This window comes from Streptomyces sp. NPDC059564, from assembly GCF_042735575.1.
GTDB lineage: Bacteria > Actinomycetota > Actinomycetes > Streptomycetales > Streptomycetaceae > Streptomyces.
Genome location: NZ_JBHWBP010000015.1, coordinates 19,252 through 37,688, shown reverse-complemented (window position 1 = coordinate 37,688; position 18,437 = coordinate 19,252). Strand labels below are relative to the sequence as shown.

The following is an 18,437-nucleotide window of genomic DNA, read 5'->3' as shown; positions in this document are numbered from 1 at the left end:
ACCACGGGGGTCGCTGGTCAGTGATGGTTCCCAACGAGACGTCCGTGGCCGCCAGGGACCTCGAACTGTTCCTGTCCGGCCGGGGCCGCAACGCGGAGGGCGTCTACTCGCCCGCGGTCCTCAAGGGCGTGGCGCCGTTCGCGGTGCTCCTGCACCGTCGGGTCACCATGCTGTCGTCGGTGCTCGTCCCGGCCGCCGGCCGGCTGGCGAGCCCCCCTCCGCACGCACTGTTGCTGCCCCGGCTGGGCCAGAGTGCGGCAGCGGTGGGAGAGCACGCCCTCGCCGAGCTGCTCGACTGGGCGGCGATCGCGTGGACCGGACGCACGAGCCTGCGCTACTTCTACGCGGGGCGCGCGCTGCCCGAGCCGCTGCGCCGGCCCCTGCAGGAGGCGCTGGAGCGCGACAACGCGGTCATGCGCCGCATCACCGGATCACTCGTCCTGCGCAACAGGGCCGAGCATCTGCGCGTCGAGGCGAACCGGCTCGCAGCCGTCGACCACACCTTCACGCGCCCCCTTTTCGTGAAGCCCCTGGAGGCGGTCCTGCACGACGTGAGCCGGGGCGTGATCGACGACCACGGTCTACTCGAGCACCCGGTGGAGGTGCTCATGGCGCGCGCGAACACCGATCGTCAGGGGAACCTCACGCCCGTCCCGCCCAACGGCAAGCGCTGGCCGCTCCTGGTGAAGGCCATGACAGAGGTCTGCGCGCTGGTGCGGGAGCTGCTGGAGGTCGCGAACGAGTACTCCTGGGACGGGCCGAACGGGCCCACGGTGCCGCTCGACGGTCTCGCCCCGGACCTCGTACCGGTCGTCGAGGCGCTCCTCCTCGCCTCGCCGGACATGGAGGCCCCCCGCACCGACGGTGACAGCGGCTGGGTGACCGACACCGCCACCGAGGCGCTGTCGCTCGCGGCTCCGGAGCACCGGCATGTGATCGCCCTCTGCGCGCAGGGCGCGGGCGTGCCCGCCGACACGACCCGGCCGGCCCTGGAGCCGATCGACAAGATCCGCGCGCGGGCGGAGACGCTGTTCAAGGCGCTGGTACAGGACCCGGACGGTCAGGGAGAAGACCTGCGCAGCCTGATCCTCCAGGCCCTGGAGCGCGGGGACCTGCCCGAGGCCCGCGAGGGGCTCGACATGCTGGAGGAGTACACGAACCGTACGGCGGTGGAAGTGCGGGCCGCGGCCGTCCAGGAGGCCGTGGCCCGCGTCGAGGACGCGGAGGCCAAGGAGACGGTGCGGCTCCACCTGAGCACCGTCGAGCTCCACCTGGACCGTGGCGACCTGAAGGCCGCCGCGTCCTACGTCGGCGAGGCCGAGCGGGCCCTCCCCTCCGCTCCGCGGACCGTGGAGCACGGGCCGCGCGAGGACGCGGCCGTACTGATGCCGGCATCGCATCAGGGAGCGGACGTTGCGGTCGTGCCGCTCGGTACGGCCGCCGCCCCGCCCCCGGGCCTGGAGGACGCCCACGACGAGGGCCTGCCGGACAGGATCATGGCCGCCCTCCGGGCGCCGGACCACGACGCTCCCGACCGGCGACGGCTGGAGGAGGACGTCCGGCGGCTCGGACGGACCGGGCTGCTGGACGACGTGGTCAGCACGGCCCGCAGCCTGCTGCACATCGCACCCGACCTGGCCGTCGCGCTGACGGAACTGGCACTGGAGCGGGCCCGTCCTGTGCTGCGCCCGGTCCTGTGGCAACTGCAGCTCGACGCCCTGACCGTCCTCGGTGAGGCCGAGCGCGCCGAGCACGTGTTCCGGCTCGGCCATCCCCCCGTGCCACCCGAAGGCCTGGTCGCCACCGAACCGGTCGGGGGCGCAAACCTGTTGAAGCCGCGGATACAGCCGTTCCAGCGGGTCGGCGATCCCGCCGAGACCGCGCTCCCGGAGACCGGGCCGCGCCCGCCCGTGGAAGAGGCGCGGCTGTACGCCCGGGCGCTCGAAGCGGGCAACACCTCCGCTCTCGGCTTCGCCGTCGGGTGGGCCGTAAGCGCGGGCAGGCCGGCGGACGCGTTGCGCCTCTACCGCCGGTTCGGGCCGCACCAGTACGTCAACGCCACCACGGCCTGGAACGTCGCGGTCGCCTACGCCCAGGTCGGCCGTGCGGGGCCGGCCCTCGAGTCCCTGGTCGTCTTCAAGGCGGTCCTGTCCGGCCGTATGGAGCCGCTCCAACGCCGGGGAATGGAGGAGTTCGAGTACCTCCACGGGGCCCGTCAGGCACCCCCGCCGGCCGTTGTCCTCGTACCGGCTCAGGCGTCGGCGACCCCCCATCCGGAGGAAGAGGCCAAGCGCCTCCACGCGTCCGGCCGGGTGGCGGAGGCGGCGGCCAGTCTGGACCGGCTGCTGTCGGCGAATCCGCGATCGCCCGGGGCATTCCTGCTGCTCCGCATCCACCGGGAGCAGAACGACCTCGACGCGGCCCGCAGGACCGTCGATCGCATCGAGGCGGTCGGGGCCGTGACCTGGCGCCATCACCTCGAACTCGCCCGCAACGCACTGGACGCGGGCGATCTCGTCCTCGCGGGGCAGCGGTTGGACCGGGCCCAGGAGATGGGCGCCACGGCCGGCTGGACGGCACCGCTCGTCGCGAGACTGCGCAGGGCGTCGCCCGAACCGGGACAAGCGCAGACCACCGCGTTCGTCCCCGTGGGACAGGCTCGGCCGCTGTCCGGCAGCGACGATCCCGGGACCTGGCGGAGCTACCTCTCCGCCCAGCTGGACACAGCGGGACTCCAGGCCGTTCTGGCGTCGGCCGAGTTGGCCTCACTGCGTGAGCCCGCCGCGCTGGGCGTGCTGACCTCGCAGCTCCGGCTCAAGCGCGTTCCCGTGCCGGACCGGGAAACCCTCGAAAAGCTGATCGACCTGGTCAACCGGCACCGCGACTCGTTCCTCAACCGCGACCTCGCTCTGTGGCTGATCAACATCGGCGACCACCGGTCGGCGGTGCGGGTGCTCCAGGACGCCGTGGAGTGGACGCCGCCCGAACGTCTCCCGCGTGTGGTGTTCCTGCGGGACGAGGCGGTCCGCAGGGGTGGCCTGCCGGCCGAGGCGTTCGATCCGCCCTCGCCGCCTTCGGGCGTCACCAGCACGAAGCGGAACCCGGATCCGGCGTTCGTGCCGGATGTCCACCTGCAGGAGATCGCCGGACCGCAGGCGGGCAACGCCTTCATCCTGGAGGCCCAGCGTCTGCCGCCGGACACCGATCCCTCGGTCGTGGCGGACGCCTGGGTGCGAGCCGTTCGCAAGGGCCAGTCCCTGGCGCTCGGCAACGCCCTGGGAACCCTGGTGCGCGCCGGCCGTGCCGAAGAGGCCATCACGCTCTACGCCAGCGTGTCCACCGTGTACTGGCTGGGCGCCGCCTCGGCCTGGAACCTCGGCTGCGTGTACGCGGCGTCCGGACACCTGGAGGAGGCGGCCACCGCCTTCACGTACTACGCGCACGTGTCACCCCGGCAGTACACGGAGACACAGCTGCGGGTGCTCACCGCACTGTTCTCGTCCCTGGGCAGGCACGTGCCCACCCCCTCCGGGGCCAAGCCCGCGCTGGTCCGGGGCTGGAGCGTCCCGCCAGGCCCCGACGCCCTTCCCCTCACGGAATCCCGCACGGCCGGCGACACCCCCGAGGGGCTGGCAGCCCGCAGGATCGCCGAATTCCGCAGTGCGCCGGACAACCACAAGTTCTACATCGCCGGCACCGCGGTTCGCAGGGCGATGCAGGCCGGGCCTCAGGGCAACGTCACCCGCTATGTGGCCACGATGCGAAACCTGTTCTCGGTCCTGGCCAACCCGAGTCCGACCGCGGCCGCCGAGATGGCGACGGTCCTGGAGACCGCCGGGCACCAGCAGGAGGCCTGGGACCTTCTCGTGGCGTGGATCGGCCACACCCGCCCGGACAACGCGACCGCGCTGCTCGCCCCGGCGGTCCGGATCTCCCGCGAGCTGGACCGGGACCGGCAACTGCGCGAGCTCCTCGAGCGCCATCACCAGCCGCACTCCAAGTACGAACTGCACCTCAGTCTGGCCAAGCTGGCACAACGGCAGAACGACGCGGCGGCCCTGATCAGGTACGCCGACCTCGCCCTCCGCCGCAACGCCACCTCCGTCGAGGCGGCCGTCCTGCGCGAGAGTGCCGTCGACCGGCGGCAGACACCACCCCCCGACAACCGGAAGATCCTGGGCAAGGTCAAGGATCCGCAGGTGTCGGAGGCCGAAGCGGTCCAGCTTCTGGTGCACGAGTACGGGGCCGAGGTGAACGCCCTCCAGAGCAAGGCATTGACCTGGTTCCAGCCGGAGGTCGATTGGGGACATCTGGCCCAAGGGCTGTCCGGCCGACTTCGGGGCGAGGCGCGGCCCGCGCTGGAGGCCGCCGCGGCGGAGGACTGGGAGCAGGCGGCAACGCTGTTCGGCGAGTTGCTCCTCGGGAAGGAGCCCAGGAACGTTGTGCTGGCGAGGGCCACGGTGGTGTGCCTGCTCAAGCGCGAGAAGTACGACGAGGCCGATGTGGTGGCCGGGGTGCTGGGCCATCTCCCGGACGGTGTCCGCCTGCAGGTCCAGATCGCCGCGGCCCGCAACAAGTACGCGCAGGCCCGCGAACTGCTGGCGCTCTTCCGGACCGTTCGTGACGGTTCCATGGACGAGGCCCTCGCCCATGCCGGCCTGATCGCGCATCTGGGCCACCGTCCGCTCGTCGCGGCGAAGCTGCTGCTGGAGTTCGCACGGCTCCGGCCTCCCGGCACCTCGGACCTGCCCCTGTCCCTCGCCGTCGTGCTGGCCCACCGCGATCGGAAGCGGGATCGGGGGCTCTACCTGCAGGCGCTCCAAGAGCTGCGCCGTCCCCGGGTCGGCCTGGACGACCTGGTCACCTGGGCCATCGAGCAGGACGTCCCCGAGGCCCTCAACGATGCGACCCTCCCGCCTCTCGGCCGGGCCCACCTGGAGCGCGTGGCGGAGAGCCTGGCGAGGGATCCGGAGCGGCTGCTGCGTTTCGTCGGGGACCATCTGAAGAACAGGATCAAGGGCGGCCGCGACGACGCCGTGACGCGTGAAGCCCACCAGTACTGCGCGGAGTTGCTCGGACGCCATGGGCTGGTGCAGGACGCGTTCACGGAATGGCGCGGGCTCGCGGAGCAGGCGACCGGCCTGGAAGAGCGGATGAGAGTCCTCGGCGAGCTGAGGTCCTTCTGCGACGAGGTCAGGTTCGCCGAGGGCTACCGGTACGCCGCGGTCACCCTGCTCCAGCTCGGCGGCGAGGTGGGCGAGGCGAAGGACCACGCCGACACCCTGTCCTCGGAGGAGGAGCCCCAGTCGTTGCCGCCCGAGACCGAGGAACTCGTATCCCGAGCGGCCACCCGGCAGGTACCGGTGCTTTCGGAGGGGCTGGCCTCGGCCGCGCTGAAGCTGAAGGAGGAGGCCGGCCCGCGGGACACGGAGTCCTTGGAGCTGCTGCGCACCTTGTGGGCGGGGGTCGCCACCCAGCTGGAACACGAGGACGCCCTGTCCGTTCTGACCGGCAGCGCGATGCGTGACTCGGCCGAGAAGACGAGGCGCGTCGAGGCCGACCTCCGACTGCAGGCGCTGTTGTCGCGGAACCTCATCTCGCGCAGGCTGAGGGAGGTGTCGTCCTCGCTCTCCGACGCACTGAACGGCGCCTGGGAGGACCTGGCGCGGGATCACCTGAGCAAGAAGAGCGACGGACAGGGACACCAGCTCGAATTGAAACTGCTGCGGGTCACCCGGCTGGGTTCCGGCCCCGTGGAAGTCAAGGCGGAGATCACCGCGCTCCAGTCCATCTCGCAGATCACGCTGGCGGTCGAGGGCGCAGGTCCCGATGGCCGGGTCCGGCTCGTCAGAATGGAGGCAGGTGCCAAGGCGACACGGCTCCTCCTCCTCGACGGCGAACACCAGGAGGTGAAGGTCACTGCCTCGGAGGTGCTTCCCCAAGGCCCGCAGCCGCCCGCGACCGTGACCGCTTCAGTGAGCAACTATCCCCTGGGGCAGCGGCTGTCCGCGCATTTCAAGCCGAGTGACCGGGTGGATCCCGCGATGTTCGTGGGGCGCACCAAGGAACTCGAGGATCTGGCACGCCACTACACGAAGGCGTCGCGCAGCCACACGGGCGCCCTTTTCATGACGGGCTCGCGACAGGCGGGGAAGACCTCCATCGCGTACCAGCTCAGCGAAGTCCGCAACCCCGGGTCCCACGAGCTGCCGCCCCCCGGCAAGTGGCGGATTCCGCGGGTCTTCCCGGTCTACCTCAACGCCGAGATGACCGAGGGCTCCGGTTGCCCCTTGCTGACCGACATCGCCAAGTCGGTCGGCCTCGCGGTGGACCAGGCCTTCGAGAACCGTGCGCCGGCGATCGGGATGCCCGACGGCAGTGGCCCGCTGGACTTCCTGAACTGGTGGCGGCGCGTCGGACGACAGCTGTGGCCCAGGGAGACGGTCGGACTACTGCTCGTCATCGACGAGTTCCAGCATCTGCTGAGGCGTCTGAAGAAGTCGGAAGACCTGGAATCCGCGTTGAGCCAGCTGCGCGGGCTCAAGAACGAGGGGGTGGGCCTTCTGTTCTGCGGCGCCGCGACGACCCACGGGATTCGCGATCTGCTCGAAGACACCCGGTTCCAGCAGGACTTCACGACCCCGTACGTCATCGGCCCGCTGGACAACGACGCCACACGGCAGGCGTTCCACCTCGGATTCCTGGAGCCCGTCCAGGTCATGGACGAGGCCGCAGAGCGGGTGTGGGAGCTCACCCAGGGTCATCCCCAGCACATCCACATGCTTGGCGCGCGGGTCCTGGAGCTGCTGGAGACCAAGCAGCAGACGCACGTGAGCGCGAAACTGGTGAACGACGCGTTCGACTGGGTGGTGGACCAGGAAGACGCCGTCATCGGGCTCCTCGACCCTTACGGCGAGGGCGGCCGGGAGCACGTCCTGTCCCTCCTGCACGAGATCGCGCGGCTCATCGAGGAGGATCCGTTCGTGACGGCGGTCCGGGCCTCACTCGCCACCGCGAAGCTCAGGGACCTGGTCGGACTCGAGGACTTCGGGATTCTCGTCCGGCGGGAGGACAATTGGGGGTGGGTCAACCCGATCGTGCGCAAGTGGCTGGGCACGCGGAGGCCTCCGTACGCGGAACGCCCCAGCCTCGACTGGGAGGCGGAAGAACAGCCGCTCAGGGACGCGGGCTACGTCGTCCAGCGGCGCCACGACGAACGGGACCGCCCGAAGACGCGCCATCTCGAACTCGAACACGAGGGCCTGCGACAGCAGCTGGTCGCCCAGTTCCACCCGGGGTACGGTCCCCAGCTGGAGCGCCTCCACGAGATGTTCTCCGGTTCCGGCCGGCACGTCGAAGGCGTTCCCGAACTTCTTCCGCTCTGTGGGCAGTGGCTGGTGTTCCGGACAGTGGACGGCGTCAGCCTGCAGGAGAAGCTGGAGGCCAAGCTGGCCGGCCGCCTCGACATCAGCCCGGTGGATGCCACGCGGTGGATCGTCGACGCCTGCGACACGCTCTGCCGGATGCTGGACGTGAGGAAGCTCACGCACGGGGACGTCCGGCCCGAGAACCTCGTACTGCACGGGGCGGACGAGGGCGAACTCTACGTACGGGGCTGGGGGTCAGGTCTGGACGTGGCGCGCGGCAAGCTCCTGCTGCCGCCCGGTCCCTCGGACTATCTACTGCCCGAGGCTCTCAAGGGCATGCCGGCCGGGCACTCGGAAGCCGATGACGCCTTCGCGCTGGCGGCGATCCTGTACCGCCTCCTGCACCCGTCGGGAGCGCTGCCCTACGGGGACGAGGAGTCGCTCCGGCACGGCCCGGAGCCGCTGCGCCACGGGGCCCTGGGGATCACCGTCGCGGAGGGGGTGAGCCCGCGTCCCGGCACCCGCTTCCGCAACGCGTCGGAGCTCCGCGACGCGTTGAGCGCGGCCGTCCCCGAACTGCGGGCGGGGAGCGGTGCGCAGGCGTCGGGCGCCGCCGTGCGTCCGGAGGGGAACCACGGCGGACGCGCGACGGGCGACGGTGATGAACTCCGGAACCTGCTGGAGCGTCTCACCGACGAGATCGAACACCTCGGTGGTACGCACCTCACCCCGGAACAGGACGACGACGTACGAAGCGACCACGAGGCCCTGGCCCAGACGCTTGAGGCCACGGCCCCGGACCCCGCACGCGTCGTACGGTTCGCAACGCGGCTGAGGGACACGCTCCATGGCCTGGAAACGGCATCGACCGCCATCGAGATCGTGGACGAGATCCTCGATGCGGCCGGCTAGGGGCGGTCCGGGCGGAGTTCTATGTGGTCCGGGGCCAGGTCCACCGCTACGCGGTGTTCCATGGACAGGGCCTCCAGGAACTTCGGGGGGAGCTGGACGCGGCCGAAGCGGTCCAGGACGACGTACTCGCGTTCGCTGATGGATTCCTCGCCGTGCTCGTCGGTGACCGTGCGGCGCAGGACCTCGCTGCTGGTCCGGCCGTCGCGGATGGCCACGGTGCGGCGGACCTCGCCCGCCACCATGGGGTCGTGCGTCACGATGACCACCGTCACGCCGAGCTCCTTGTTCACCGTGCGGAAGGTCTCGAAGACCGCCGCGGCCGTCTCCGAGTCCAGTTCGCCCGTGGGTTCGTCGGCGAGCAGCACCCGGGGGTCGTTCGCCATCGCCACGGCGATCGCGACGCGCTGCTGCTGGCCGCCGGAGAGTTCCGCCGGGCGCCGGTGCGCCAGGTCACCGATCCCGAGGGCGTCCAGGATCTCCGCGACCCGGGCGGAGTGGCGTGCGGCCGCGCCGCGCCGGGCGCCACCGCCCCTCAACTGCATGGGCAGGGCGACGTTTTGAGCTGCCGTCAGGAACGGCAGCAGGTTGCGGGCCGTCTGCTGGAAGACGAACCCGACCGCTTCGCGCCGGTAGCGCAGCCGGTCCCGCGCCGACAGTTCCAGCAGGTCGTAGCCGGCGACCGCCGCACTGCCCGCCGTCGGGACGTCCAGGCCCGCCAGGATGTTCAGGAGGGTGGACTTGCCGCTGCCGGAGGCGCCCACGAGGGCGACCAGGTCGCCCTGGGCGACCGTCAGCTCCAGCCCCTGCAGGGCCTGTACCTCGATGCCGTCCGTGCTGAAGATCCGGACCAGGCGGTCGCAGGTGATCGCGGCGTCCGCCGTCGGGGTGCGGGGCTCGGCGGCGGCCGTCGCCCGGCGGCGGAGCTCCTCGTACGTCGGCTGGTCGCTGTTCAACTCTGGTCTCCCGCTCTCAACTCGGTGGTGATCTGCCGTCGCCCGGATGTCGCCGCCTCCACGAGCACCGCCGCGGCGACCAGGGCGGCCAGGCCCAGGGCCTGGGTCAGTACGGGCCCCGCTGTGAGCCGTACGCCGGTCGGCACGCTCGCGCCGACCAGCGTGGACAGGTCCATCGCCGGGCCCAGCAACGCCACCGCGGCGGCCGCCGCCAGGGCGCCGCCCGCCGCCGCGGCCAGGGTCTGCGGCAGGGCCTCGGCGAGGATCAGCGCCACGCCCTGCCGGCGGCGCAGCCCCATGGTGCGCAACCGGGCCAGCAGCGCCGCCCGTTCGGGGACGGTCCGCATCAGCGTCAGCAGTACGGCCAGCAGGGCGAAGCCGGCCGCTCCGGCCACGGAGCCCCAGAAGAGGCGCTGCGCCGACCGCTGCAGTGGATCGGCGCCCAGTTCGGCGACGGCCTCGGCGCTGGTGCGGACGGGATACGCCTCGTCGGCGGGCTTCGCCGGGGAAGCCGGGCCCTGGCCGGCGGCGGGGGTCGGAGCCGAAGCCGAAGCCGCCGGGAGCGTGGCCCGGAGCAGTGCGCGCAGCCGCTCCCCGTCGGCGCTGCCGACGCCGAACCACCGGTTCGGGTGGTCGGCGCCCGCGATGAGGGCCGTCGCGGGGCCCGCGGGCAGGACGACGGTCGCGGCGTCCCGGGCCGGCCGGGCCGGGGTGCAGTCGATCACGCCGGCGACCCGTGCGCGCAGCTCGCCGCCGCTGCCGGGCCGCAGCACGTACGTGCCCTCGGCGGCCTGCCGTGCCAGGCCGGAGCTGAACAGGGCGGGCACCGGGGTGCCGGCGGACCGGGCGCCGCCCGCGGCCAGCAGGGCGGGGTCGAAGGAGCCGCAGCCGAGGGCCCGGGACAGTTCCGCGTACGCCGCCGGCTCGGCGACGATCACGGTGACCTGGGTGGAGCCCTGGGCGGTGCCGAGGACGGAGGAGTCGTGGTCGATCCACAGCGGCACGGACGTCCGTACGCCCGGCAGCTCGCCGGCGGCCTTCAGGAGTCCGTCCGGGAGCGGCGATCTCCCGTACGCGGCGATGGACGCGTCGCCGCCGACCGCCAGCCGGGCGACTCCCAGCCGGGCCGAGTCCGCCGACTCCAGGACGGCGGCCCCGAAGCCTCCGGTGGTGATGGCGAGGAGCAGCGCGACCAGCGGCAGGGCGGAGGGACCGGTCCGGCCGCGGGCGGGTGCCCCCGGTTGCCGGGCCCCCGCGCCCCGTGCGGCCCGTGCCAGCCCGAGGAAGCCGACCAGTCCGGAGCGGCGGGCGGCCGCCCGGGCGAGCCACCCGGTCACCACCGGCTGGAGGCGGGCCAGCAGCAGCGCCCCGCACAGTGCGAGCAGCAGCGGAGCCGCGACCAGCAGCGGGTCCAGGTCGGCGCCGGCCGGGGTGACCCCGCGGCGGCGGACCTCCAGTACGGCCGCACCGGTGGCGGCGAGGACGAGCAGCTCGGCCACCGGCCTGCGCCACCGCGCGGGCGGGCGCGGCGGGGTCAGCAGCACGGCCGCCCGCAGGGGGAAGGCCAGCAGCGCGAGCAGCGCGACGGCGGCGGCGGCCAGCAGCGACGGCGCCAGCCGGGGCGTGGGCAGCAGCAGGACGGCGAGCGAGGCCGCAGCGGCGGCCGCCGGGAGCACCGTGACGGCGCCCTCGCCGAGGAGCCGGCCGACGATGGCGAAGCGCGAGCCGCCGCGCGCCAGGAGCAGCCGCAGTTCGGCTTCGCGCCGGTCCCCGGCGAGCGCGCCGGCCAGGCACAGGACGACGAACGCGACCCCGGCGACCCCGACCGGTCCGATCGCGGCGAGCGGCGCGGCGGCCTGCCTGCGGGCGCGGGCCTCGTCGAACAGCTCGGGCAGCCGGGAGGTGGTCCGCAGCAGTTCGCGGCTGGTCTCCTGGGGCAGGGCGGCGGCGGTCGGTCCGGCGATGTACGAGGCGATCTGCGCGGCCGTGGCGTCGAGCCGGTCGGCCCGCAGGCGGCCGACGTCCACGGGGAGGCGCCAGAAGTCCTCGGCGGTGCGGCCCCAGGTGTCGAGCCGGTCGAGGCTGCCGGCCCCGACGAAGGCGTCGACGTTCCAGGAGAGCTTGTCCCCGGTGTAGTGCTCGCAGGCGCGGTTGAAGCACCCCAGGTCCGCCCAGAAGTCCTCGGTCTCGTCGGTGGCCGTGTAGAGACCGACGACCTCGACCGAGGGGGCGATGTCGGCCACGGCCGGGGTCTTCAGGACCGATCCGAGGCGGGCGCCGAGGGTCTCGGCGGCGTTCTTGGAGAGGACGGCCTGAAGCGGTGGCGGCGCGGCGGCGGGGTCCCGGGGCGGGTCCGAGGACGTGCCGCCGGAGGCTCCCGCGGGCGTGTCGTCCGGCCAGTGTCCCGCCACCAGCTTCACGTGGGCCTCTGCCTGCCGGACGTACAGCAGGGACATGCCGGGCGGGATGCCGGACGGCTGGGACAGTTCCGGGTTGAGCAGCGGCTGGCGCTTGATGGTCCGGCTGCCGTACACCGCCCCGTCCGGTACGACGCCGAAGTCCCCGCCGGTGCGGGCGAGCAGGCCCTTCAGCGTCGCGTCCAGGACCTCGGCGCTCTGGCCCGCGCCGGGGGGCGGTGCGGTCGCCAGCAGGCTGGTGGCGCTCGTCCCGCTGCGCTGCAGGAACGCCCGCAGGGCCTGGTCGGCGCCCCGGTCCTGGGCCCGGGGCAGTGCCGCGGCCAGCAGGACGGCGACGAACGCCAGTGCGGCGCCGAGCAGGGTGCCCAGCGGGGCCGCGCGCAGCCGGGTCCTGACCCACGGCGCGGGCCGTGGCGCGGACCGCGGGGCAGCGGTGGACGGCCGGGGGGTGGTCACATCTCCTCCACGGGGCGCAGCCGGGCGGCGATGTCGCGGCCCCGGGGGCCGCTGAGGGCGGCCGACAGCAGGGGAACGGCCGCGATGGCGGCGGCCGTCAGCAGGGTCTGCCAGAACGGCATGTCCACGCGTACCGGCGGGAAGGGCCGGTGTGCGGCGGGTGTCAGGACGACCAGGGGCGCCATCAGGTGGACGAGGGCGACACCCAGCGCGGTCCCGGCCCCGGTGCCGAGGGCGATGAGTACGCCGCCCTCGGCGAAGGCCGCCCGGGCCAGCGAACGGCGGGGCGCGCCGAGCGCGAGCAGGATCGAGAACTCCCGTGCGCGTACGCGCCGTTCGGCGGCGGTGGAGGTCGCGAAGCCGATGGCCGCCAGGACCCCGCAGGCGGCCGCGAGGGCGGCCAGCGCGCTCTGCGGGCCGGCGCTCAGCGGGTCGTCCAGCAGACCCTCGGTGATCTCCTCGCGCACCTGGACGCGCTCGGTCCTGGCACCCGTGCGCAGTGCGGCCGCCGCGCGGCCCGGTGCCGGGTCGGTGGCCGAGGAGGCGGGCAGCCACCACTCGGTGGGCGTGACCGGTGGCTGACCGACGGTTTCCAGCAGGAAGCGGCCGAGGGTGCGCAGGTCGACGGCGAGCGCCGTCCGGCCGGCCACGGGCAGGCTGTCCACGGCGGCGGTGATCCGCATCGGGACGGCCGCGCCGTCCACGGTGACGTTGACCGTCTGGCCCACGGACGCTCCGATGGAGCGCAGGTAGCCGGTGGTGGCGACCGCGGGGACCGCGGCGGGGGGCGGCGTGGCGGGGGCCGGGTACAGCACGGCCTGGACACCCTTCTCGGTGCCGAAGCCGCCCGAGAAGCGCAGGCTCAGCACGTCCGTGGATCCGGCCGGGACCGGGGTCAGGGCGGGGGCCTTGAGGCCGCGGGGTCCGCCCTGCGGGGGCGACGACTGCCAGCCGACCGGACCGGCCGGTGCGTCGGTGCTCCTCGTGGTGAGCGGTACGGCGCCGCCGCCCGCGGTGTCGGAGACCGCGATCCGGCGCACGGTCAGTTCGCTGCCCGGACCGGCGGGTCCGCCGTCCCCGGCGTAGGAGAGGCGTACCCCGGCGAGGGTCAGCGGGGTGGCGGCCGAACCGATCGGGGCGCCGGTCAGCGCGTCCAGGGCGAACGGCAGGGTGGCTTCGCCGTTCTCGGGCAGGGTGGCCGGCGGGGTGGCGTGGACCGCCCCGAACCGGTCGCGCAGCAGCAGGCTCACGGCGGCCCAGCTCGTGCCGGAGGAGCGCGCGGTCACGTCGAGGTCGATCCGGCGGGGCGATCCGGGCAGCGCGATCCCGGGGGCGGCGGCGTCAGGACCATTGGCGGCGGGAGCGGCGGCCCCCGGCCCGATGTTCTGATCGCCCGCGGTGAGCGGGGCGAACAGCTCCCGCATCCCGCGGCCGCCGCGCAAGTCGGCGCGCAGCGGCACCCGTTCGCCGGTCTCCGCCGCGTCCAGCGCGAGCAGCTCGCCGACGCTCCCGCCGGGGAGCTGCTGCTGCTTGCGGGCCACCGGGATCAGCCGCTCCGCGCCCGGCAGGGCCCCGTAGCGTCCTGCCTGGCCCATCGCGGACATGCTGCTGCCGGAGATCCGCAGCCCGCCCGCGGTCGCGAACTCGGCCTGGTCGCGCTGGGAATCGGACCAGGCGGTGTGCTGGCCGAGGGCCAGGATCCCGCTGGAGACGGCGAGGACGAGCAGCAGGACGGGGCCGGTGGCCCGTCCGGGGCGGCGGGCGAGCTGCCAGCCGAAGAGGGCCGGGGCCAGGCTCCGGCCGCGGGCCGCCAGCCGTCCCCCGGCCCGCGCCGCGAAGGGCAGCAGCCGCAGCACCAGCAGCGTGCCCGCGCACAGGGCGAGGGCCGGGGCGGCGACCAGTACGGGGTCCACGCCGAGCCCGCCGTCCGCGGGCCCGTCCGCTACGGGGCGCTCCGCACCGCCGTAGTGCGACAGTTGCTGGTAGCCGAGGACGGCGAGCGCCACGAGGGCGAGGTCCAGGCCGGAGCGCGCGGCGCCGGTGGCCAGCGCCTGCCTGCTGCCGACCTTGCGCAGTACGGCGGCCGAGGCGCCGCGCAGGGCGGAGGGCAGCGTCGTCAGCAGGACGCAGGCCAGGGCGCAGCCGGCCGCCACCGGCCAGACCAGCCAGGTGCCGGGGATGTCCAGCCGGAGCCGGCCGAGCGGCCCGAACCCGCCGAACAGCCGCAGCAGGGGTGGCGTGAGCAGCGGTGCCAGGACGGCCGCGGGCAGGGCGAGGAGCAGCGATTCGGCGGCGCTGAGCGCGCCGAGCCGTCGGCGGGAGGCGCCGCGGGCGGTGAGCAGGACGCGCTCCGGTTCCTGACGGACCATCAGGATATGGGAGACGAGCAGCAGTGCGGCCGCCGAGAGGACGGCCAGCTGCAGTGCGCCGAGCAGCAGGGTGGACCGGGCGACGAGCAGCCCCGAGTCCAACTGGGCGAGCAGCTCGGGAAGTTCGGTGGCGGCCTGGAGCGAGGAGGTGCGTTCGAGGGAGGTGGCCGCGGGCTTCGCGGCCGTACGGACGGCCGCTGCCTCCGCGGCGCGGATCGTGCGCAGGTCGGGGGTCAGGAGCGTGCCGCGGTAGTTCTGCAGGAGGCCGCCCGTGGTGAAGGCGGTGTCGTCCACCAGGAGCGGGCCGTAGGTGGTGAAGGCGGTGACCTGGATCTCGCGGCCGCCGAGCGGGTCGAGCCGCCAGTACGGCGCGTCCGGATCGGAGGCCCGGTAGACGCCGGTGACCAGCACGGTCAGCGGCGGGCCGCCGAAGCGGTCCTCCAGCCGGACCGGTGCGGGCAGCGCGGAGTCGGTCAGGCCGAGCCGCGCCAGCGCCGCGCGGGGCACGGCGGCCTGGAGTGCCGCTCCGGCGGCGCCGCCCGTCGCCCCGGCGGCGGCCTCGGCGGGCCTCGGCCACTGCCCGGCGAGCAGCTGTACGTGGTCCCGTCCGAGGGCGGCGAGCAGCGTCAGGTCGGCGTCGCTCCCGGAGGCGGCCGGCCCGGGCAGCCCGTACGAGCGACTTCGCGCCATGTGCTCCGAGGCCACCGGCAGCCGCCCGAACACCTCGTCCGCGTAGGCCCGGACGGACTCGTCGTCCTTGGCGCGCGAGGCGGCGGGATGGCCACTGGTGATCACGACGGCGGTTCGGGGCCGCTCCGGGCCGGTCAGGGCCCGGCGAAGGCCCTCCTCCCCCACCCCGCGGGTGAAGGCCGTCAGCGCGGTCAGGGCCGTGGCGGTGATCAGTACGGTGAGCAGTACGGCGACAGCGAGCGGCCATCGCCCGCGCAGTCGGCGCACGACGAAGCCGAGCACGTGTTCAGTTCCTCCCCCGTCCGGACTCTTGGTACCGGATAGCGGACGATGCTGTCAGATTCGGGCGATAGAGGGAAGGTGCTTGCGTGAATGGTGTGACAGATGCGCAAATGCGATCAGAAAGCGGAAGCGGCAGGGCGCGCCGCGGAACGCGGGGCCGGACGCCCCGCGCGGACAACTCGACGGGGGAACACGCGTGATGAGTGACCATCGGGAACCGGCCACGGCCGTGGCGGCACGGGAGGGCGGCGGCGCGCCGATCGTGGTGGTGGACGACGTACGCCACAGCTTCGGCAGCGGACCGCGGGCCGTCCACGCCCTGCGCGGCGTGTCGTTCGAGGTCCGGCGCGGCGAACTCACCGCCCTCAGGGGCCGGTCGGGCTCCGGCAAGACCACCCTGCTGAACCTCGTCGGCGGCCTCGACACCCCGACGAGCGGCCGGATCACCCTCGACGGCACCGACCTGGCGGCCCTCGACGAGCCGGGCCTGCTCGCGCTGCGCCGCGACCGCATCGGCTTCGTCTTCCAGTCCTTCGGGCTGATCCCGGCCCTCACCGCCGCCGAGAACGTCGGCGTACCGATGCGCCTGCGCCGCGTCCCCGCCAAGGAGCGCGAGGAACGCGCCCGGACCCTGCTCGCCCTGGTCGGCCTCGCGGACCACGCGGAGCAGCGCCCCGGCGAACTCTCCGGCGGCCAGCAGCAGCGCGTCGCGGTGGCCCGCGCCCTGGCCAACGAACCCGACCTGATCATCGCGGACGAGCCCACGGGCCAGCTCGACTCGGAGACGGGCCGGTCGGTCATGGAGCTGTTGCGCGCGGTGGTGCGCAGCGAGTCGGTCACCATCCTCGTCGCCACCCACGACCCCAACCTGATCGAACTCGCCGACCGCGTGGTGGAACTGCGCGACGGCCGCGTCATCGGACCCGACGCGGCCGCCGGGGGCGTGTAGGAATCTTCCCGGGGGCGCGTGCCTAGGCGGCGGCCGTCCGGCCCGCGTCGGCCTCCCGGTGCATGCCCGTGCACAGGGCCCAGACGACGAGGATGTTGATGGCGATCAGCACCAGGGCCCAGAAGGGGTAGTACGGCAGCCACAGGAAGTTGGCGATGGCTCCCAGCCCGGCGACGGTGACGCCGAAGAAGCGCGCCCACAGGGCTCCGCGGATCACGGCGACGCCGGCCAGGATGAGGGCGATGCCCAGGATGAGGTGCACCCAGCCCCAGCCCGTCAGGCTGAACTCGAACACGTAGTGGCGCGTCGCGAGGAACAGGTTGTCCGTGGCGAGGGCCGAGATCCCCTCGAAGAGCGCCATCACGCCACCGAAGATCATCAGGGCTGCCGCCACGTCGGTTCTGCCGGACGTGGGCGCGTGGTGGGGCTGCACGTGCTCGTGGCTGGTGCGGGGTCTGCTGGCGTCGCTGGCCATGTGGGCCTCCATACCGTGCGAAGCCGGTCCGGCACGCCGAGACCGGCGGAGTACCCCCGTTTTCAGCCTGGCACGGCGTGCTCCCATCGGCACTCCGGGCCCGCGCGTCCTCGCGCGGGCCGGGGCGGGCGGCGGCTCCTGACGGGCGGCCTCAGGCCGAGGCGCGGCCGTTGTGCGGGGGGTACTCGGGGCGGGCCGGGGTGGCGGGGGGCGCCGGGAGCGGGGGGAGGGACGGGGTGTGGAGCCAGGCCGTGAAGAGGCCGTCCAGGGGGTCGGCGGCGTAGCGGGCCGCGTGGGCGGTGAAGGCGGCCGTGGTGACGACGCCGTGGCGGTGGGCGGTGGCCCAGTCGCGCAGCATGCGGAAGAAGGCGCCGTCGCCCAGCGCGCAGCGCAGGGCGTGCACGGTGAGGCCGCCGCGCTGGTAGAGGCGGTCGTCGAACATCAGCTTGCGGCCCGGGTCGCCCAGCCGCAGGTCCTGGGGCTGGGAGGCCAGCAGCCGGTGGGCGGTGGCGGCCAGGTCGTGGGCGGTGCGGCCGCCCGAGCGCTCCGACCAGAGCCACTCGGCGTACTTCGCGAAGCCCTCGTTGAGCCAGATGTGCCGCCAGTCGGCGATGGTCACGCTGTTGCCGAACCACTGGTGGGCGAGTTCGTGCGCGATGAGGCGTTCGGAACCCCGTACGCCGTCGACGTGGTTGGCGCCGAAGAGCGAGAGGCCCTGGGCCTCCACCGGGACGTCGAGTTCCTCGTCGGCCACGACCACCGCGTACTCGCCGAACGGGTAGGGCCCGAAGAGGTCCTCGAAGAGCCGCATCATGGCGGGCTGCCGGGCGAAGTCGCGGGAGAACCGGGGCAGCAGGTGCGCCGGTACGTGGGCGCTCTGCGGGACGCCGCCGAGGCCGGGGTCGCCGAGCAGCACCGTCTGGTACATGCCGATGGACAGGCCGACGAGGTAGCTGGAGGTGGGTGCGGGCTGCTCGTAGACCCAGGTGGTGGTGCTGGCCTTGGTGGTACGGGTGAGCAGGCGGCCGCCGGCCACCACGGTGTACGCGGAGGGCGTGTTGACCGAGATGTGGTACGAGGCCTTGTCGGCGGGCCGGTCGTTGCACGGGTACCAGGAGGGCGCGCCGACGGGCTGGCTGGCGACGAGCGCGCCGTCGGTGAGTTCCTCCCAGCCGAGGCCGCCCCAGGGGCTGCGCACCGGCTTGGGATTGCCCGCCCAGTGCACCTCGACGGTGAAGGCGGCGCCGGCGGGCAGCGGCTTGGCGGGCCGTATGCGGAGCTTGCCGCCCCGGTGGGCGTAGTGCGGGGCCCGGCCGTCGACCAGGACGCGGCCGACCCTGAACTCGGCGAGGTTCAGGGCGAACTCCGCGAGCGGTGCCCGGCCGGCGATGGCGTTGAGCCGGGCCGTCCCGGCCAGCCGGTTGGGGCCGGGACGGTAATCCAGAGCGAGTTCGTACCGGTGCACACGGTAACGGGGGTCGCCGTTGGCCGGAAAGTACGGGTCCGATGCCGCCGCTGTCTTCTGGCCGCTGCCGTTCATGGCCGTTTCTGCTCCCTGCGCTGTGCC

Annotated in this window: 7 protein-coding genes; 2 read left to right on the top strand and 5 right to left on the bottom strand. The window is 73.7% G+C overall.

The features are described 5' to 3' along the window. Positions 1 to 44 precede the first annotated feature (44 nt). Complete coding sequence (locus ACFV0Q_RS05635; RefSeq protein ID WP_385000877.1) at positions 45 to 8,279, top strand: hypothetical protein; 8,235 nt, start codon at positions 45 to 47, stop codon at positions 8,277 to 8,279. Here ACFV0Q_RS05635 and ACFV0Q_RS05630 read toward each other — a convergent pair. Genes ACFV0Q_RS05630 through ACFV0Q_RS05620 form a run of 3 tightly spaced genes read right to left on the bottom strand, consistent with a single transcriptional unit; the run spans position 8,276 to position 15,446 of the window. Next, a complete protein-coding gene (locus ACFV0Q_RS05630) occupies positions 8,276 to 9,232 on the bottom strand; it encodes an ABC transporter ATP-binding protein (RefSeq protein WP_385000874.1) in 957 nt (318 codons plus the stop codon). The two genes, ACFV0Q_RS05635 and ACFV0Q_RS05630, sit on opposite strands and share 4 nt — an antisense overlap. After that, complete coding sequence (locus tag ACFV0Q_RS05625) at positions 9,229 to 12,105, bottom strand: hypothetical protein (protein WP_385000871.1); 2,877 nt, start codon at positions 12,103 to 12,105, stop codon at positions 9,229 to 9,231. The genes ACFV0Q_RS05630 and ACFV0Q_RS05625 overlap by 4 nt, the downstream gene beginning before the upstream one ends. Then, positions 12,102 to 15,446 carry an FtsX-like permease family protein gene (locus ACFV0Q_RS05620; RefSeq protein WP_385000868.1) on the bottom strand — a complete coding sequence of 1,115 codons (3,345 nt, stop codon included), beginning with the start codon at positions 15,444 to 15,446 and terminating at the stop codon, positions 12,102 to 12,104. Before ACFV0Q_RS05620 ends, ACFV0Q_RS05625 begins: the two co-directional genes overlap by 4 nt. Positions 15,447 to 15,645: 199 nt before the next feature. On the opposite strand from ACFV0Q_RS05620, the gene ACFV0Q_RS05615 reads away from it, so the two are divergent. Continuing rightward, on the top strand, positions 15,646 to 16,395 hold the full coding sequence (locus ACFV0Q_RS05615; RefSeq protein WP_385000865.1) for an ABC transporter ATP-binding protein: 750 nt from the start codon (positions 15,646 to 15,648) through the stop codon (positions 16,393 to 16,395). Positions 16,396 to 16,417: 22 nt separating this feature from the next. On the opposite strand, the gene ACFV0Q_RS05610 is transcribed toward ACFV0Q_RS05615, so the two are convergent. Both ACFV0Q_RS05610 and ACFV0Q_RS05605 read right to left on the bottom strand, forming a co-directional pair. Further along, positions 16,418 to 16,870 carry a hypothetical protein gene (locus ACFV0Q_RS05610; RefSeq protein WP_385000862.1) on the bottom strand — a complete coding sequence of 151 codons (453 nt, stop codon included), beginning with the start codon at positions 16,868 to 16,870 and terminating at the stop codon, positions 16,418 to 16,420. A gap of 151 nt (positions 16,871 to 17,021) precedes the next feature. After that, entirely contained in the window at positions 17,022 to 18,410 is a 1,389-nt protein-coding gene (locus ACFV0Q_RS05605) for a M1 family metallopeptidase (RefSeq protein WP_385000859.1), read from the bottom strand. Positions 18,411 to 18,437: the final 27 nt, after the last annotated feature.